Below are 15196 nucleotides of genomic sequence, written 5' to 3' on the forward strand. Positions count from 1 at the left end.
AATGTCGTTCTTGTGACAATGTAATTGAAATCTAGTTTTTTCACTCTGAATGTGTTTTCATGGTTAATATTTGCTAGTCCTTTAGAGTAGTTATGGCAAAAACATGGAAAGATAACGATATCAGCTTAGATCCTATAAAGGATCAAACTGTCGCTGTAATCGGTTATGGAATTCAAGGTGATGCTCAAGCAAATAACATGAAAGACTCTGGTCTCAATGTTATTGTCGGTCTTAAAGAAGGCGGTAAAAGCTGGAAAAAAGCCGAAGCTGACGGTCATAAAGTAATGTCTGTTGCAGATGCAACAAAACAAGGAGATATTATTCACATCTTACTTCCAGATATGATTCAGGGTCAAGTTTACAAAGATGAAATCGGACCAAATCTTTCAGAAGGAAAAGCATTGTCATTTTCTCATGCAGCTGCAATCTATTTCAAATGGATTGAAGCACCAAGTAATGTAGATCTTATTATGGTTGCTCCAAAAGGACCTGGTTCTAAAGTTCGAGAAACTTATCTTGATAACTTTGGTACTCCATCTATTGTTGCAGTTGAACAAGACTTTACAGGAAAGGCTTGGGATAGAACCTTAGGAATTGCTAAAGCAATTGGTAGTGCAAGAGCTGGATTAATCAAAACTGCTTTCAAAGAAGAAGTAGAAACTGATTGGTTTGGTGAACAAGCAGACCTATGTGGTGGTGCAGCTTCTATGGTAACAAATGCATTTGAAACTCTAGTTGAAGGAGGATATCAACCAGAAATTGCATACTTTGAAGTTTTACATGAACTCAAACTAATTGTAGATATGATTCAAAGATATGGAATTAATGGTATGTGGAGACGTGTAAGTGAAACTGCTAGATATGGTGGTTTAACACGTGGACCAATGGTTATGGATGCTGCAAGCAAAGATAACATGAAAAAAGTCCTTACTATGATTCAAGATGGTACTTTCAACAAAGAGTGGATATCTGAATATCAATCAAAAGGTTCAGAAGCATTTGATCAATACATGAAGAAAAATGATGAACACCAAATTGAAAAAGTTGGTAAAGAAATGCGAAAAATGATGTGGCCTGATTCCACAGAATAATCTTTTTTTATTTTATATTTTTCTTAATTTAGATACGCCAGTATTGATATGTTCAATAATTGTTGGTAATGGTGTACCTGGACCAAATACGTGGTCTACTCCTGACTTGACTAAGTCTTTATGATCAATTTCTGGAATAACTCCTCCGCCTACAATTAACACGTCTTTGATTCCTTTCTTTTTGAGAGTTTTAACGACTCTTGGAAACAATGTTCCGTGTGCTCCGTTTAACAAACTCATTGCAACTGCATCTACGTCTTCATCTTCCACAATTTGTGCAATTCTGTCTGGTGTTGCAAACAATCCTGAATAGATTACTTCCATTCCTGCGTCTCTAAATGCTCTACACAAGACAAGGGCCCCTCTATCATGTCCATCCAGACCTAATTTTGCAACTAAAATTTTGATATTTCGTGATGCTGCTTTTTGTTTCATAATTTCGTTCTATAATGTATATTTTAAAAGGTTTAGTCTTTGTATCTGAAATTCCATTCGTGTGTTAGTTTGTATTGAATTTCACCAAATTGATTGATCGATTAAGATCTAATACAGTCTGGTCTAAATAATTGACATTGATCATTTGAACTATCTGTTTAAATTAGACCTGAAAATTACTCCTGTATGTCAAATAATTCAAATGATACAATTTTCATCGGTAAAAAACCTCTAATGACCTATGTCACATCTACGATTGTCCAATTAGCAACAAAACCATCTGTTACTATCAAAGCAAGAGGATTGACTACTTCAACTGCAATTGATGTTTCTCAAATAGTATTAAAGAAAACAAAACCTGCATTTGAAATTAGCAATGTTTCAATAAATTCTGAATCCCTTGTTTCTACTGATGGAAGAAATAGAGACGTCTCAGCAATTGAAATTACTATAGCTAGGAAAAATTCTTAGGGTAATCAAAATGGTTGCTGCCAATTCAACACCCAGTTGTTTACGTTGTGGAAAAAATTCTCTTCTTACTGATGATGTTACTGGAGAACAGTTTTGTTCAAAATGTGGTTATGTAGTTTCAGAAAAATCTCAAGAATCAGGACCTGAGTGGAGATCATTTCAAAAAGATGGTGGCGCGGATCCAGCTAGAACAGGTGCCCCTTCATCATTAATGATACATGACATGGGATTGTCCACTGTAATTAATCCGTTAAACAAAGATGCATCTGGAAAACCATTATCAACTTCAATGAAAAGTACAATCGAACGTCTTAGAACTTGGGATAGTAGAAGTCAAGTTCATGAACCTGTTGATAGAAATCTTAGACAAGCACTTAGTGATTTAAATAAATTAAAAGATAAAGTTTCAGTTCCTGCAAATGTTCTTGAAAAAGCAGCTTACATTTACAGAAAAGCATTAGAGAAAAAATTAGTTAGAGGCCGTTCCATTTCTGCAATGATTGCTGCATCCCTATATGCTGCATGTAGAGATACAGAAACCCCTAGAACTCTAAAGGATATAGCCGATTCAGCAAATGTTAAAAGAAAAGACATTGCAAGGTGCTATCGATTATTGCATCACGAGTTAGAATTGAAGATGCCTGTAGTTGATTCAATTCAATGTATTGCACGAATTTCAAGTAAGTTAGAAATTTCTGAAAAAACTAAACGTTACGCAGTTAAAGTATTGAAAGAAGCTCAAGAACGAAAAGAATCTGCAGGTAAAGATCCTATGGGCCTTGCAGCAACTGCATTGTATCTTTCTTGCGTAAAAAATGGAGTATCTATCACTCAACGTGACCTTGCAGAAGCTGCAGGAGTAACTGAAGTAACAATCAGAAATAGATACAAAGGCTTGAAAGCTGATCAAGCTCCAAAAACTGAAGATTCTTCTGAATAATTTTAACAATTTTTGATTATTTTCACATATGGAAAATCTACATAAAGCCTAAAATTTTCTATAAGTTATGGATACTAGTCCTACCAATTACAATCTAACTTTTGAGCCAGATCTAAAAAAATTCACTTTCACTGGTTTGGAAATAATTTCTGTTAACTGTAAAAAATCTGTAAATGTAATTAGAATGAATTGTGCTGAATTAAAAATAAAATCTTGTATTGTAAAATCTGGAGGACAAATTATCAAATCATCTCCAAAAACAAATGAAAAAAAGGAAGAATTAGAAATTAAACTTGGAGAAAAAATACGCGGTTCATGTACTATCCATTTGGAATTTGAAGGAATATTGAATGATAGATTATTGGGATTTTATCGAAGTAAATATCAACAAAATGGAAAAACAAAATATCTTGCAACAACACAATTTGAGGCTGCAGATGCAAGACGCGCCTTTCCTTGTTGGGATGAGCCTGAAGCTAAAGCAACGTATGATATTTCCATTATTGCAGAAAACAAATTTACTGCAATATCAAACATGCCTGTTAAAACAAAGAAAAAAACTGGCAACAAAACTATATATCATTTTCAAAAAACGCCTCTTGTTTCAACTTATTTGATTTATCTTGGAGTTGGTGAATTTGAATACCTAACAGGAAGAGCTGGAAAAATTCAGATTAGAGTTGTTACAACAAAAGGAAATACTTCAAAAGGTAAATTCTCCTTAGAACTTGGAAAGAAACTTCTCACTTCGTATGAAAAATATTTTGGAATTAAATTCCCATTACCTAAACTTGATTTGATTGCTGTTCCTGATTTTGCTGCAGGCGCAATGGAGAACTGGGGTGCAATAACTTTCAGAGAAACAATCCTACTTTATGATCCAAAAACATCTTCAACTAGAACTAAACAATTCATTGCAGAAGTAATATCTCATGAAATTGCGCACATGTGGTTTGGCAATTTGGTTACTATGAAATGGTGGAATGATTTGTGGTTGAATGAAAGTTTTGCAACTTTTATGGCAACAAAATTTGTAGATAAATTCTATCCTGAATGGGATTTGTGGAATCAATTTGTTGAGGATGCAATGAATGTGGCAATGGGGTTGGATTCTTTGAAAACAACTCATCCTATTGATGTTGATGTAAAATCTCCTGCTGAAATCCGTGAAATTTTTGATGCAATTTCATACGATAAGGGTGGATGTGTATTGCGAATGTTAGAAAATTATGTTGGCGAGCCTAATTTCCAAAAAGGATTAAAAAAATATCTTTCAGATTTCAAATACAAAAATGCTAAAGGTCAGGATTTGTGGGATGCAATTGGCAAAGCTTCCAAAATGCCCGTAACTTCAATGATCAATACTTGGTTAAAGCAACCTGGATTCCCTCTTGTTGAAATTAACCAAAATGGCAATAATCTAAAAATCAAGCAAAAACGATACTTGCTTGAATCAAATTCTAAATTTAGTAAGGGTTTGTGGTCAATTCCATTGTCTTTAGGCTTGGAAAAAGAGATTTCAAACACGTTATTTTCAAAAAAATCCATGTCTGTAAAATTGCCTAAAAATACAATTGGTTTTGTTGCAAATTATGGCCGAAAAGGATTCTATCGTGTAAAGTATGATGAAGGAATTTTACTTGATCTAAAAATGTTAGTTGATGAAAAACGTATTCCTCCAATTGACCGATGGGCAGTTCAAAATGATTTGTTTTCACTATGTGTTTCTGGTGATGAGCAAGTTAGAAACTATCTTGATTTTTCTGATGCATATTTTGATGAAGACAGTTATCTTGCATCTGTTAATGTTGCACACAATTTAGCATCTTTGTATTTCCGTGCATTTGATGAAAAATTTGTAGAAGAAATTCGTAGTTATACAATTAATTACTTTAGAAAAATATTGTCTAATCTTGGATGGGAGCCAAGAAAAAGTGATAAACATACTGATGCACTATTGCGTTCCTTTGCGATATCTGCATTAGGAAAAATGAATGATGATTCTGTTACTGATATTGCAATTGAGAAATATAAAAAATTCTTAAAATCTCCTCGTAGTTTATCTCCTGATTTAATTGAACCAATTTGTTCTATTGCAGCTTGGAATGGAAATTCAAAAACTTTCAATGAATTAAAAAAATTATACACAAATTCAAAAACAATGGAAGAAAAACTTCGTTTCTTAGGTGCTATGTGTGGATTCCAAGACAAAAAACTCCTTGCTAAGACTTTAGACTTTTCTCAAACATCTGAAGTAAGATCTCAAAATATGCAATTGCCTATTATGAAAATTGCCGCTAATCCTTACGGTGATAAGATTTTGTGGCCATGGTTGAAGAAAAATTGGAAAAAAATCAATAAAAAAGTTGGACATGGGAATCCTCTGTTTAATAGAATTGTTGCTAGTATTGCAGGTGTGGCTGATGATTCAATGGAAAATGAAATCAAATTATTTTTCAAAAAGAATCCTACTCCTGGAACTGAACGAACTCAAAAACAAACTTTGGAAAGAATTCGTATTAATTCTAAATTTTTAAGAGTAATGCGTAAAGAATTCAAAAATGGCTAAAAAATTAGGCCCCCCAATATTTCTAGGCGTTTTCACTGTTTTAGCACTCGTATTTTTAACTGGTGGTGCAACTGATGACAAAGAACCTCTACGTGAAAATTTTTCATTAGAGGCAATTTACTATGATACTGGCTATGTTGAAATTTCTTATTTTGATAAATCTAAAAAAACTACTTCTGCTGTTCTTGAAATACTTGGTATGGAAAATTCCTTTCAAAAATCTTTTTCTGATTCTGAATTTATTGAAATTATAGAATTTCCAAATAAGCCAAAATATGGTTGGGCGATTCATCCAATTGTTTTAGAAGTTGAACATGAAGACTTTGGTCATGTTCAAATTAAGACTGAAATTCATGAAATGAATACTCCGGTACCAAACATAATTTATGATCCTTCTTAGATCACATACAAGATTTTATTGTACCTTCTAAATCATATTTACTAGTGGACTTACTTTCTGATTTAAAAAAAGGAAAACGTGGTGCAATTGCCAAAGCTATCACTATCGTTGAAAATGATCAAAAAGAAACAAGAAAAATATTGAAAAAAATTTTTAAAGATACTGGAAAATCTAGTATTATTGGAATTACTGGTCCAGCTGGAGCTGGAAAAAGTTCTTTAATTAACAAAACTGCAATTTCATTAAAAAAACTTGGTTCAAAACCTGCTGTTTTGGCAATTGATCCTACCAGTCATGTAACTGGTGGTGCAATTTTAGGTGATAGAGTTAGAATGACTGAATCAACTGATTCTGGAACTTATATTCGTAGTATTGCTTCTAGAGGTGCAACTGGAGCTGTTTCAAGATCTTTGAGAAATAGTATTCGAATTTTAGAATATGCTGGATTTAATCCAATAATAATTGAAAGTGTCGGAGCCGGACAAACTGAAGTAGAAATTGCAAACATTGCCGATATCACTGTAGTAGTTTTTAATCCAAACACTGGAGATAGTATTCAAACAATTAAAGCTGGATTAACTGAAATTGGAGACATTTACCTAGTAAACAAAAGTGATCTTCCTGGGACCAATCAGCTATTTGATGCAGTACGTGATTTCATTGGGGATTCGGATAGAAATCCTACAATTTTAAAAACTTCTGTAAAAAAGAATGCAGGGATCAGTGTTTTTGCAAAAACTCTCAAAGATATGATGACTATAAAAAAGAAATTCAAAGAAGAAAAGGACCTTGAACGCTTTGAAGCCGAATTAAAAGACATTGTTTTAAATAACATTAATGAAAAGGTTGAAGAAATGATGCAATCTGATAAGACTTTCTCAAATTACCTTAAAAAAATAAATTCTAAAAAAATGGACCCATTTACTGCAGCTGATAAAATTAGTAAATCTATAGTGAAGTGATATTATGGCCACAAAGAAAGTAACTAAATCCAAAGCACCTGAAAAGAAAGTTTTCACTGATTCAGAATATTCTGTAAAACGAATTTACCAAAAATCCTCTAAAAAGAGACAAACTGAGGATGCAGGAAAATATCCCTTCACAAGAGGAATTCATCCTGGAATGTTCCGTGAAAGATTTTGGACTATGAGACAATATTCTGGATTTGGTGATGCAAAGTTAACTAACGAACGTTTCAAATTCATGCTTGAAAAAGGTCAAACTGGTCTTAGTATGGCATTTGATTTGCCCACTCAAATCGGTTATGATTCTGATTCCCCTCAAGCAGAAGGTGAAGTTGGAAAAGTAGGTGTATCAATCACTTCTATCAAAGATATGATGACTGCCTTTGATGGAATTCCACTTGGAAAGGTTAGTTCATCAATGACAATTAATTCTACTGCATCAACATTGCTTGCATATTACATTGCAGTTGGTGAATCACAAGGTTTCAAAAGTCATGAACTTAGAGGAACAACTCAAAATGATATTCTAAAAGAATACATCGCACGTAATACCTACATCTATCCTCCACAACCATCAATGAGATTAATTGGTGACATGATTGAATTCTGTGCCGAAAAAGTTCCATCTTGGTATCCTGTTTCAATTTCTGGATATCATATGAGAGAAGCTGGTTGTACTGCTACCCAAGAAATTGCATTTACATTGGCAAATGCAATTGCATACATCCAAACTTGTTTGGATAAGGGATTGAAAATTGATGACTTTGCACCTCGTTTGTCATTTTTCTTTTGTTGTACAATTGAATTCTTTGAGGAGGTTGCTAAATTTAGAGTTGCAAGAAAAGTTTATGCAAAAATATTGAAAGAAAAATTCCATGCAAAAAATCCACGTTCATTACAATTAAAATTCCATACTCAAACTAGTGGTGAATCTTTAACTGCACAACAACCAAACAACAACATTGTTAGAGTTGCCATCCAAACTATGGCTGCTGTTGCAGGCGGAACTCAATCACTTCACACTAATTCTAGAGATGAAGCATTGGCTCTTCCTACTCAGGAATCTGCAAAAATTGCATTAAGAACACAACAAATTGTTGCCCATGAGAGTGGAATAACTAAAACTGCAGACCCTCTTGCAGGTTCATATTATTTAGAAGAATTATGTGACCAAATTGAAGCTGATGTTTGGAAATACTTGAAAAAGATTGAAAAAATGGGCGGTTCTGTAAAAGCAATTGAGAAAGGTTTCTTCCAATCTGAAATTAGAGCAAATGCATATCGTCTAAAGAAAGAAACTGATGATGCTGACAGAGTAATTGTTGGTGTCAACAAATATTCTGAAGATGAAGAACAACCTGAACTCCTTAGAATTGACGGTAGGATTGAAATTCAACAAAAGAAAGCATTAAAAAAATTGCGTGCAGAAAGAGATTCTAAAAAATTAGAAAAAGCATTATCTGCAATGCAAAGTGCTGCTGAAACTGAAGAAAATCTCATGCCTTACATTGTAACTGCTGCAAAGGCATTTGCAACAACTGGTGAAATTAGCAATACTTTCAGAGAAGTATTTGGAGAATATCGTCCAAAGGAGGTCTTTTAATTGAAAATTGATCATATTGCAATTGCAGTAAACGATGTAGAGGAATCTGCAAAAGTCTATCAACAAGCATTAGGTGTTGATGAAATTGAATTTGAAACAGTAGAATCTGAAGGCGTTAAAGTTGCAATTATTGCACTGGAGAATGGTAGAATTGAATTAATGCAACCCACAAATGATTCTAGTCCAATTAAGAAATTTTTAGATAAAAAAGGTCCAGGACTTCATCATATGGCATTAGATACTAGTGATATTGAAGGTGAAGTTGAAAGAATGGAAGGCTGTGGAATTCAATTTTTAGGAAAAATTAGACCTGGCTCTGCAGGAACTAAAGTCACTTTTATCCATCCAAAATCCCTAAGTGGAGTTTTAGCAGAACTTTGCTCACACCCTTAATTCCATTTTAAAATTTTATTGTAATTAGATTTCTAATTTATTTTTCAATAATTCCAATTTTTTTGTAATGTTGTTTTTTTCATCGTCTGAACAATTTAATTTCTTAACTTGATCTAAAACCTCTTCAATTGTTCCTATTATTTCTCCATCTGATTTATTTTTGCCAAAATTAATATTTTCAAATCCTTGTGTTTCTGTTTTATCAATTACTTCAATTCCTTCTGGTAAAATTTCATAAACTTTGATTAGCTTTTCATCTTGACGTTGCGGTGACATTAAAACAAGCTGATTCTTCCTTAATTGTTCTAATTCGTTAAAAATTTCATCTTCTGAACTGTTTATTGTTTCTATAATTTGTTGTAAATCACATGATTTGATTTGTAATAATCTTAAAATTTTTGCCCATATTGGAATTTTTGAACTCCATAGAATCTCTTTAGCCAATTCAGTAATTGTAAAAGAGCCATTCTCATTCATTGAAATGAATTTTCTATCCTTTAGCGATGCTAATGTATCTAAAATTTTTCCAACCCCGTGTCTTTTTAATTTTGAATTCTCTAAATGAGTTTCATTAAATGTTCCATTTTGATTAACTGCTAACTGTAAAACTTCTAAATCTATTGTACCTAATTTTCTCATGACTTGTTTCAGCTTGAATAATATATGTTGATTATCTTTTTTTATCTATGGTTCTTTACCAACTTCCACGATTGTCATATGATTATGATGAATTAGAGCCTTATTTTGATCAAGAAACTATGAAAATACATCATTTAAAACATCATCAGGCATACGTTGATGGTCTAAATGCGTCTCTTGCTGAAATAGGTGCTGCATCTCATCCAAAATATATTTCTGCAATTTTATCTGAATTGTATTCACTTCCTGAATCAGGACAAAAATCAATTAACTTTTTTGGTGGAGGTTTTGAAAATCATAGATTATTTTGGGAAACTTTAACTCCTAAAAGTGATAAAGTACCTGGCGGAAAACTAGAAGATCAAATTGATGTCTATTTTGATAATTTTGATAATTTCAAAAAAATTTTCTCTCAAAAAGCAATTTCCATTGAAGGTAGTGGGTGGTGTTGGTTAGTTTTTAATGAAACATATCATAAAATTGAAATCATTACTACTCCTAATCAGGACAGTCCTTGGACATTACAAAAAACACCTCTTTTAGGAATTGATATGTGGGAGCATGCATACTATCTTAATTACCAAAATAAACGACCTGATTATGTTGAATCTTGGTGGAATGTAATTAATTGGGATTATGTGACAAACAGATTTGAAGAAATTTTTTAATCTGAAAAAAGATTCATTAAGAATTACTCTGATCTTAATGTATGGATATGATGCTTGAAGAGGAATTAATTGATTTAATGACTTTTTGTTTACAAAACCCTGATTCTTCAGAAATAGATCAAAAACATACTCGAATCAAAGAGATTGGTCAAGAAATTTTTGATGATGGTGGGGATGATGCAATTGAAAATTTTTCATTTGTTCTAAAAAATAGAATTACTCAAGAAATTGAAAAAGATCCATCGCCATTGCTTTCGCTATGGCAAGGCCTATCTAGTAAATAGAAGATTGGGTTTTTTGAAAAATCCTTATCCTCTACCTATTCTGAAAATGGCTGTACTGCATGTTGGGCATGTGCCTTTGATTGCAGGTTTTCCATTTTTCATGGTGTATGGTGCTGGACTGCCGATTTCTCGTTTGTCTCTACACTTGACACAATATCCTATTGTCATGATCTTTGTAGGCTCGTTCTTATATTAGCGAGAAGTTGTTGAACTTTTTTTACAAATAGGCAAATATCCGATCTTAATTTTCATGAACCTGTGCTACATTTTTCGTATCGGAAATTCAAAAATCTAATATTTTTTTAAATTTTTTACCACTGTACTTTTTTTTGTAATGATTTTTCCAGGGTTTAAAATAAAATTAGGATCTAGTATTTGTTTAATTTTTTTAAATGTTTGATAATTTATCTCTCCATATTGTTTTTTTATGAATTCAGAACGTGCTAGTCCATCACCGTGCTCAGCTGAAATCGTTCCATTATTTTTAATTACTTCGTTAAAATATTCAATTGCAATATTTTTGATTAATTTTGTATTTGTTTTTTTAGAAATTAACCTAACGTGGATATTTCCATTTCCTATGTGTCCATAGATTATTGTTTTTACTTTGTATTTTCTTTCAATATTTTTCAATACTGAAAACAGTTTTGACATCTTATCTAGTGGTACTGCAGCATCTTCAATGATATGTGGAATTCTTAATTCTTTTTTAATTGATTTTAAACTATAGTGTAATGATGCATCCCTGTGCTTCCACCATGTTTTCATATCTGAATCTTTGCTGATTTTTTGAATAATTTTGCCTGAAATAATTAATTTCATTTCTTTTTGAGTATTTTTTATATTTTCATCGTATTCTACAAACAGTAAACATTGTGTTGATTTGTCAAAGTTAAATTTGATGTGTTTTAGGGTGTTTTTATCTACAAATTCAAGCGTAGAAGGTGCTGTTTTAGCGATTAATTGACTGTTTTTTGCTGCTTCAAAAATTGATTTGTATTCAATTATGTATAATATTCTCTTTTTTGGTATGTCTAAAATATTTAATTTTGCAGAAATAATAATTCCAAGTGTTCCTTCAGAACCTATAATTATTTTATGGGAATTTTTTTCTGATGTGATTTTCTTTATTTGATATCCTGAAGAGTTTTTTGATGTTTTAGGGATTTTACCATCATCTATTTTTATATTTTGAAATATTTTTTTACTAACTTTCTTATTTTTTGGCAATGTAATTTTTTTACCATTTCCATCAATGAATGTAATTTGTTTAATGTTGTCTATTGTACTACCATATTTTATACTTCTACTCCCACTTGAATTATTTCCTAACATTCCGCCAATTGAACAAAAATTCCCAATTGATGGATTTGGAGGAAAAAATTTTTCTTTTTTTTGTAACTCTAAATCTAATTTACCTTTTAAAACTCCTGAACCCACTATTGCTGATTTTTTATTAATTTTGATTGAATTAATTTTTTTCATATCAATAATTATTCCATAATTTAATGCACTTCCAACTAATCCAGTTCCTGCTCCTCTCACTGTAACTGATGTTTCATATTTTTTTGCAATTTTTATTGTTTTGATCACATCCTCTTCATTAATTGGAATGACTATGATCTGTGGAGTTATTTGATATGAGCTTGAATCTACTGAATAAAATTTTTGGAAATATTTTTCATGATGTACCTCGCCATTAATCTTGGACTCGAGTATTTGGAGAAGTGTTTTTTTCATTTATTTTTTTATAATTTTACTCTATAGTAATCCCATCTTTCTGGATCAAATAATTGGACAAATTCTGCATCCTCTTTTGTAATTCTTGCTCTAATTACATCCCGTAGTGCAAAGCTAGTCAAATACTTGTATTTCATTGAATGTGCCTGCATGATGAACATGTGTCTCATCTCACTACCCCCACGAAGTCCCCAGTATCCCATTTTCAAGGCTAAAGGCTCTAAAAATATTGTATTTTTTAAGCCAAAATTTTCATCTCTAATTTCTTCACGTAATTGATAATTTTCAAGTGGGCCACCTTTTGAAAAGCCTATGATTTCTCCATTACTGTCATTTAATCTCAAGGTATTGATGATAGTCTTTTTGTCTTTTATTGATTCTTTGAAATTATCTTTTCCAAATTGTAATGGTTTTGGTAATTCTAAAAATATGTCATATAGTTTTTGAGCAAAGTCTGGATCCTCTTGAGAACTTTTGTTTTCAATTGTTGGAACCAATTTAAGATTTTCATAAGCAAAATCTGCTTGAATGCATACTTCTTGTTCTCTCATTTTCATAAATGATAGTACTGTATCAAAAAAATTCTTTCTCATTTCTTTCGGTAATGTTCTTAGAATTGTTTGTGCAATTTCAGTCTCTTTGTTTAATATGTCTTCAAAATATGCTACAGCTGTTCTTATGATTATTGATGGTCTCCATGCAAGTGCATGTGCATTCATTTTTGCCATCTCCATTGCTTTTGTAAAATCCCCTAATGCATAACCACTAATTCTGTCTATTACTGATAAGTACCATCCAATTTCCATAATGTGTTCTTGTAATGCTAAACTGTTTCTAGTTTTTTCTGATTTCTCAAAGCATCTTTTAATTTCCTTTTCTGCATTCTTTTTTAATTCTCCATTCCATGGATATGTAGTTCTTAATATCAACACTTTAATTATTTCCAGGTCAATATCTGCAGAAATTAATAATTCTCTAAGTTTTTTATCTTCCGAAATAAATTTCAATACACTTTCTTCATGAGGTTTATCTACACTTTTTTGCGGATCAAAATCATGGAACAAAGCTGCAACATATAGATACTTTTTATCATCTTCAGTGAATTTGATTTTTTTTTGATCAAGTGCTAGTAATGACACGTATGTTACTTCTAATTCGTGATTGATATTGTGATATCCGTAATAATCTGTCCCTAGGCCTTGACTGTCAAATAGGTCAATTGTATAATCCAACATTTCCAGATAACAATCATTTTCTAATCCATGTTGAGCCATTAAACTAAGAATCTCATTTCTCATAGAATGAGTATTTGCAAGTTCTTGCATTATTGTTCGATCACAATTTGAGTTTTTAAATATATTCCAAGAACTTTTTTAATTATATTCAGAATGATCGATATTTTCTTAATTTTTAATCACAAGATTCAATAATTTAGCATTGATATTTTTTTCATGTCTATTAATTCTGATTTATTTGAGAATTTGATGAATCATACTGTTGATAATCCCCCAAAATTTACACTTCATCTTAATGACAAAGATTATCTTCTAGTTGATGTTTCAATTGAAAATTCATCTGTACCTGTTAACGAACCTACAACCCGTGGAGGTGTATATTTTTCTGAAAAATATGCATACAAAATGAAAGGTGCAATACATGATCTTTCGGTTGTTCCTTTACTAACTAAAAAAATGCTTGGACCTAATACTGAATTTGGTGAATTGAAAATATCCTCTTCTATTGAATTAGATGGAAAACTAACTCCTTTGGAAATTTTAACCAATTTAACTAATAGTGTTCAAACTCCCGATTCAATCGAATTGAGTATGATAATTATTAAATTAGAATCCCTTTAACTTGATTTAAAATACCTGTCATACTTTTCTTTTGATTCTTCATCAGATAATACTTCGTATGCTTTATTGATTTTAATCATTTCTTGTTCCGAATCTTCTTTGGTTTTATCTGGATGTGTTTTCTTTGCCAATTCTCTAAAACTTTTCTTGATTTGTTCTGCAGTTGCATCTTTTTTTATTCCTAAAATTTCATAATAATCAGGCAAGTTTTGATTTGCCAATTCATCTCTAAACTCTTTCTCTTCTCTGGTGTTTCCTCTTTTCCCAATTTCTTCATAATCGTCTCCCCAATCTGAATGGTATTTTTCATATGTTCTATCTTTTTTTGAATCATGTTCTTGTTTATCATATGAAGTCTTTTTTCTCAATATGACGTCTCTAGCTAAAAATAGAAATATTGCAATTACTGCAATAGAAAAACCTGAAAATAAAATGATTTTTTCATCATCTGATATTTTTAATTCTCTTCCTGAATCATTATCTTGAGCACTTGCTGTTTGTACTGTTCCTATTGTAATTGCTAAAATTATAAAAATTTTAAATGCATTCATTCTCTTAATCCTATGTTATTGAAAATAACAATTTGTTCTATTTAGTCGTATATTTTTTCATTGATCTTTTTTGTTGATATGTTCAAATTTAATACGTACACAATCTTTCAAATACTATGAGTAAAATTGAAGAACTTGTATCTTCTGGTAAATCCCTATTAGAAAATGGTGATTTTAGTAACGCATTGTCTTTTTTTGAACAGGCATTATTGCTTGACCCAAAAGATCCTGATTTATGGAACTACAAGGGTGCTGCCCTTCGAAGCTTAGGGCGTTACGCTGAATCTATGGAATGTTTTAACAATTCTCTTAAGCTTGATCCTAGAGACAAATTTTCCTCATAACCACTATGTGGATTTTTGAATTAACCTTTTTAATTATGAAAACATACTATTGTTATGACAAGAACACAAAGACGTAGAGATACAGCCCATCCTACACGCGATGGAAAACACAATCCTGTCTGCACTGATCCCGAATGCAAGGATTGTTAATGAATGAATTGAACTCTTTTAATTCATTTTTATCCTTATTTGAGCCTGACATGTTCTAATCTACTTTGATGGGTTATGTTGGAATTACTCGTACTTT

Annotated in this window: 18 protein-coding genes; 12 read left to right on the forward strand and 6 right to left on the reverse strand. The window is 31.7% G+C overall.

Features of this window, described 5'->3' with window-relative positions; translation table 11 throughout:
- Positions 1 to 92: 92 nt before the first annotated feature.
- Positions 93 to 1091, forward strand: a complete 999-nt coding sequence (gene ilvC, locus NMSP_RS03225) for a ketol-acid reductoisomerase (RefSeq protein ID WP_086907420.1) — start codon at positions 93 to 95, stop codon at positions 1089 to 1091.
- 12 nt (positions 1092 to 1103) lie between these two features.
- Here the strand turns inward: ilvC and NMSP_RS03230 are convergent, their stop codons facing one another.
- Positions 1104 to 1526, reverse strand: a complete 423-nt coding sequence (locus NMSP_RS03230; RefSeq protein ID WP_086907421.1) for a cobalamin B12-binding domain-containing protein — start codon at positions 1524 to 1526, stop codon at positions 1104 to 1106.
- Between the two features lie 186 nt (positions 1527 to 1712).
- Here NMSP_RS03230 and NMSP_RS03235 point away from each other — a divergent pair, with 186 nt between their 5' ends.
- The 7 genes from NMSP_RS03235 to mce all read left to right on the forward strand — a co-directional run bounded on the left by NMSP_RS03235 (position 1713) and on the right by mce (position 8867).
- Complete coding sequence (locus NMSP_RS03235) at positions 1713 to 1997, forward strand: AlbA family DNA/RNA-binding protein (RefSeq protein WP_086907422.1); 285 nt, start codon at positions 1713 to 1715, stop codon at positions 1995 to 1997.
- Between the two features lie 10 nt (positions 1998 to 2007).
- Complete coding sequence (locus tag NMSP_RS03240; RefSeq protein ID WP_086907423.1) at positions 2008 to 2937, forward strand: transcription initiation factor IIB; 930 nt, start codon at positions 2008 to 2010, stop codon at positions 2935 to 2937.
- Positions 2938 to 3004: 67 nt separating this feature from the next.
- Positions 3005 to 5506 carry a M1 family metallopeptidase gene (locus NMSP_RS03245; RefSeq protein WP_086907424.1) on the forward strand — a complete coding sequence of 834 codons (2502 nt, stop codon included), beginning with the start codon at positions 3005 to 3007 and terminating at the stop codon, positions 5504 to 5506.
- Positions 5499 to 5906: a hypothetical protein gene (locus NMSP_RS03250; protein ID WP_086907425.1), complete on the forward strand. Its 408-nt coding sequence runs from the start codon at positions 5499 to 5501 to the stop codon at positions 5904 to 5906. Before NMSP_RS03245 ends, NMSP_RS03250 begins: the two co-directional genes overlap by 8 nt.
- A gap of 44 nt (positions 5907 to 5950) precedes the next feature.
- The gene (gene meaB, locus NMSP_RS03255) at positions 5951 to 6868 is read left to right on the forward strand and encodes a methylmalonyl Co-A mutase-associated GTPase MeaB (RefSeq protein ID WP_086907426.1); all 918 of its coding nucleotides are present in this window, start codon (positions 5951 to 5953) and stop codon (positions 6866 to 6868) included.
- Between the two features lie 4 nt (positions 6869 to 6872).
- Entirely contained in the window at positions 6873 to 8474 is a 1602-nt protein-coding gene (locus NMSP_RS03260) for an acyl-CoA mutase large subunit family protein (RefSeq protein WP_086907427.1), read from the forward strand.
- Positions 8475 to 8867: a methylmalonyl-CoA epimerase gene (gene mce / locus NMSP_RS03265; protein ID WP_086907428.1), complete on the forward strand. Its 393-nt coding sequence runs from the start codon at positions 8475 to 8477 to the stop codon at positions 8865 to 8867.
- A gap of 24 nt (positions 8868 to 8891) precedes the next feature.
- On the opposite strand, the gene NMSP_RS03270 is transcribed toward mce, so the two are convergent.
- Positions 8892 to 9506, reverse strand: coding sequence for a hypothetical protein (locus NMSP_RS03270; RefSeq protein ID WP_086907429.1), 615 nt, complete (start codon positions 9504 to 9506; stop codon positions 8892 to 8894).
- A gap of 47 nt (positions 9507 to 9553) precedes the next feature.
- Between NMSP_RS03270 and NMSP_RS03275 the strand changes: the two genes are divergently transcribed.
- Positions 9554 to 10174, forward strand: a complete 621-nt coding sequence (locus tag NMSP_RS03275; protein ID WP_086907430.1) for a superoxide dismutase — start codon at positions 9554 to 9556, stop codon at positions 10172 to 10174.
- A 41-nt stretch (positions 10175 to 10215) separates the two neighbouring features.
- The gene (locus tag NMSP_RS03280; RefSeq protein WP_086907431.1) at positions 10216 to 10458 is read left to right on the forward strand and encodes a hypothetical protein; all 243 of its coding nucleotides are present in this window, start codon (positions 10216 to 10218) and stop codon (positions 10456 to 10458) included.
- 24 nt (positions 10459 to 10482) lie between these two features.
- On the opposite strand, the gene NMSP_RS08390 is transcribed toward NMSP_RS03280, so the two are convergent.
- From NMSP_RS08390 to NMSP_RS03290, 3 genes are all read right to left on the reverse strand, one after another.
- Positions 10483 to 10626, reverse strand: a complete 144-nt coding sequence (locus tag NMSP_RS08390) for a DUF5679 domain-containing protein (RefSeq protein ID WP_192866211.1) — start codon at positions 10624 to 10626, stop codon at positions 10483 to 10485.
- Between the two features lie 123 nt (positions 10627 to 10749).
- Complete coding sequence (locus NMSP_RS03285) at positions 10750 to 12198, reverse strand: FAD-binding oxidoreductase (protein ID WP_086907432.1); 1449 nt, start codon at positions 12196 to 12198, stop codon at positions 10750 to 10752.
- An 8-nt stretch (positions 12199 to 12206) separates the two neighbouring features.
- The gene (locus NMSP_RS03290) at positions 12207 to 13523 is read right to left on the reverse strand and encodes an HD domain-containing protein (protein ID WP_086907433.1); all 1317 of its coding nucleotides are present in this window, start codon (positions 13521 to 13523) and stop codon (positions 12207 to 12209) included.
- A 126-nt stretch (positions 13524 to 13649) separates the two neighbouring features.
- On the opposite strand from NMSP_RS03290, the gene NMSP_RS03295 reads away from it, so the two are divergent.
- The gene (locus NMSP_RS03295; RefSeq protein ID WP_086907434.1) at positions 13650 to 14054 is read left to right on the forward strand and encodes a hypothetical protein; all 405 of its coding nucleotides are present in this window, start codon (positions 13650 to 13652) and stop codon (positions 14052 to 14054) included.
- On the opposite strand, the gene NMSP_RS03300 is transcribed toward NMSP_RS03295, so the two are convergent.
- Complete coding sequence (locus NMSP_RS03300; RefSeq protein WP_086907435.1) at positions 14051 to 14605, reverse strand: DnaJ domain-containing protein; 555 nt, start codon at positions 14603 to 14605, stop codon at positions 14051 to 14053. The genes NMSP_RS03295 and NMSP_RS03300 overlap by 4 nt on opposite strands.
- Before the next feature lie 116 nt (positions 14606 to 14721).
- Between NMSP_RS03300 and NMSP_RS03305 the strand changes: the two genes are divergently transcribed.
- Positions 14722 to 14949 carry a tetratricopeptide repeat protein gene (locus NMSP_RS03305; RefSeq protein WP_086907436.1) on the forward strand — a complete coding sequence of 76 codons (228 nt, stop codon included), beginning with the start codon at positions 14722 to 14724 and terminating at the stop codon, positions 14947 to 14949.
- Positions 14950 to 15196: the final 247 nt, after the last annotated feature.

This window comes from Candidatus Nitrosomarinus catalina, from assembly GCF_002156965.1.
In the GTDB taxonomy this organism is placed as follows: domain Archaea; phylum Thermoproteota; class Nitrososphaeria; order Nitrososphaerales; family Nitrosopumilaceae; genus Nitrosopumilus; species Nitrosopumilus catalinensis.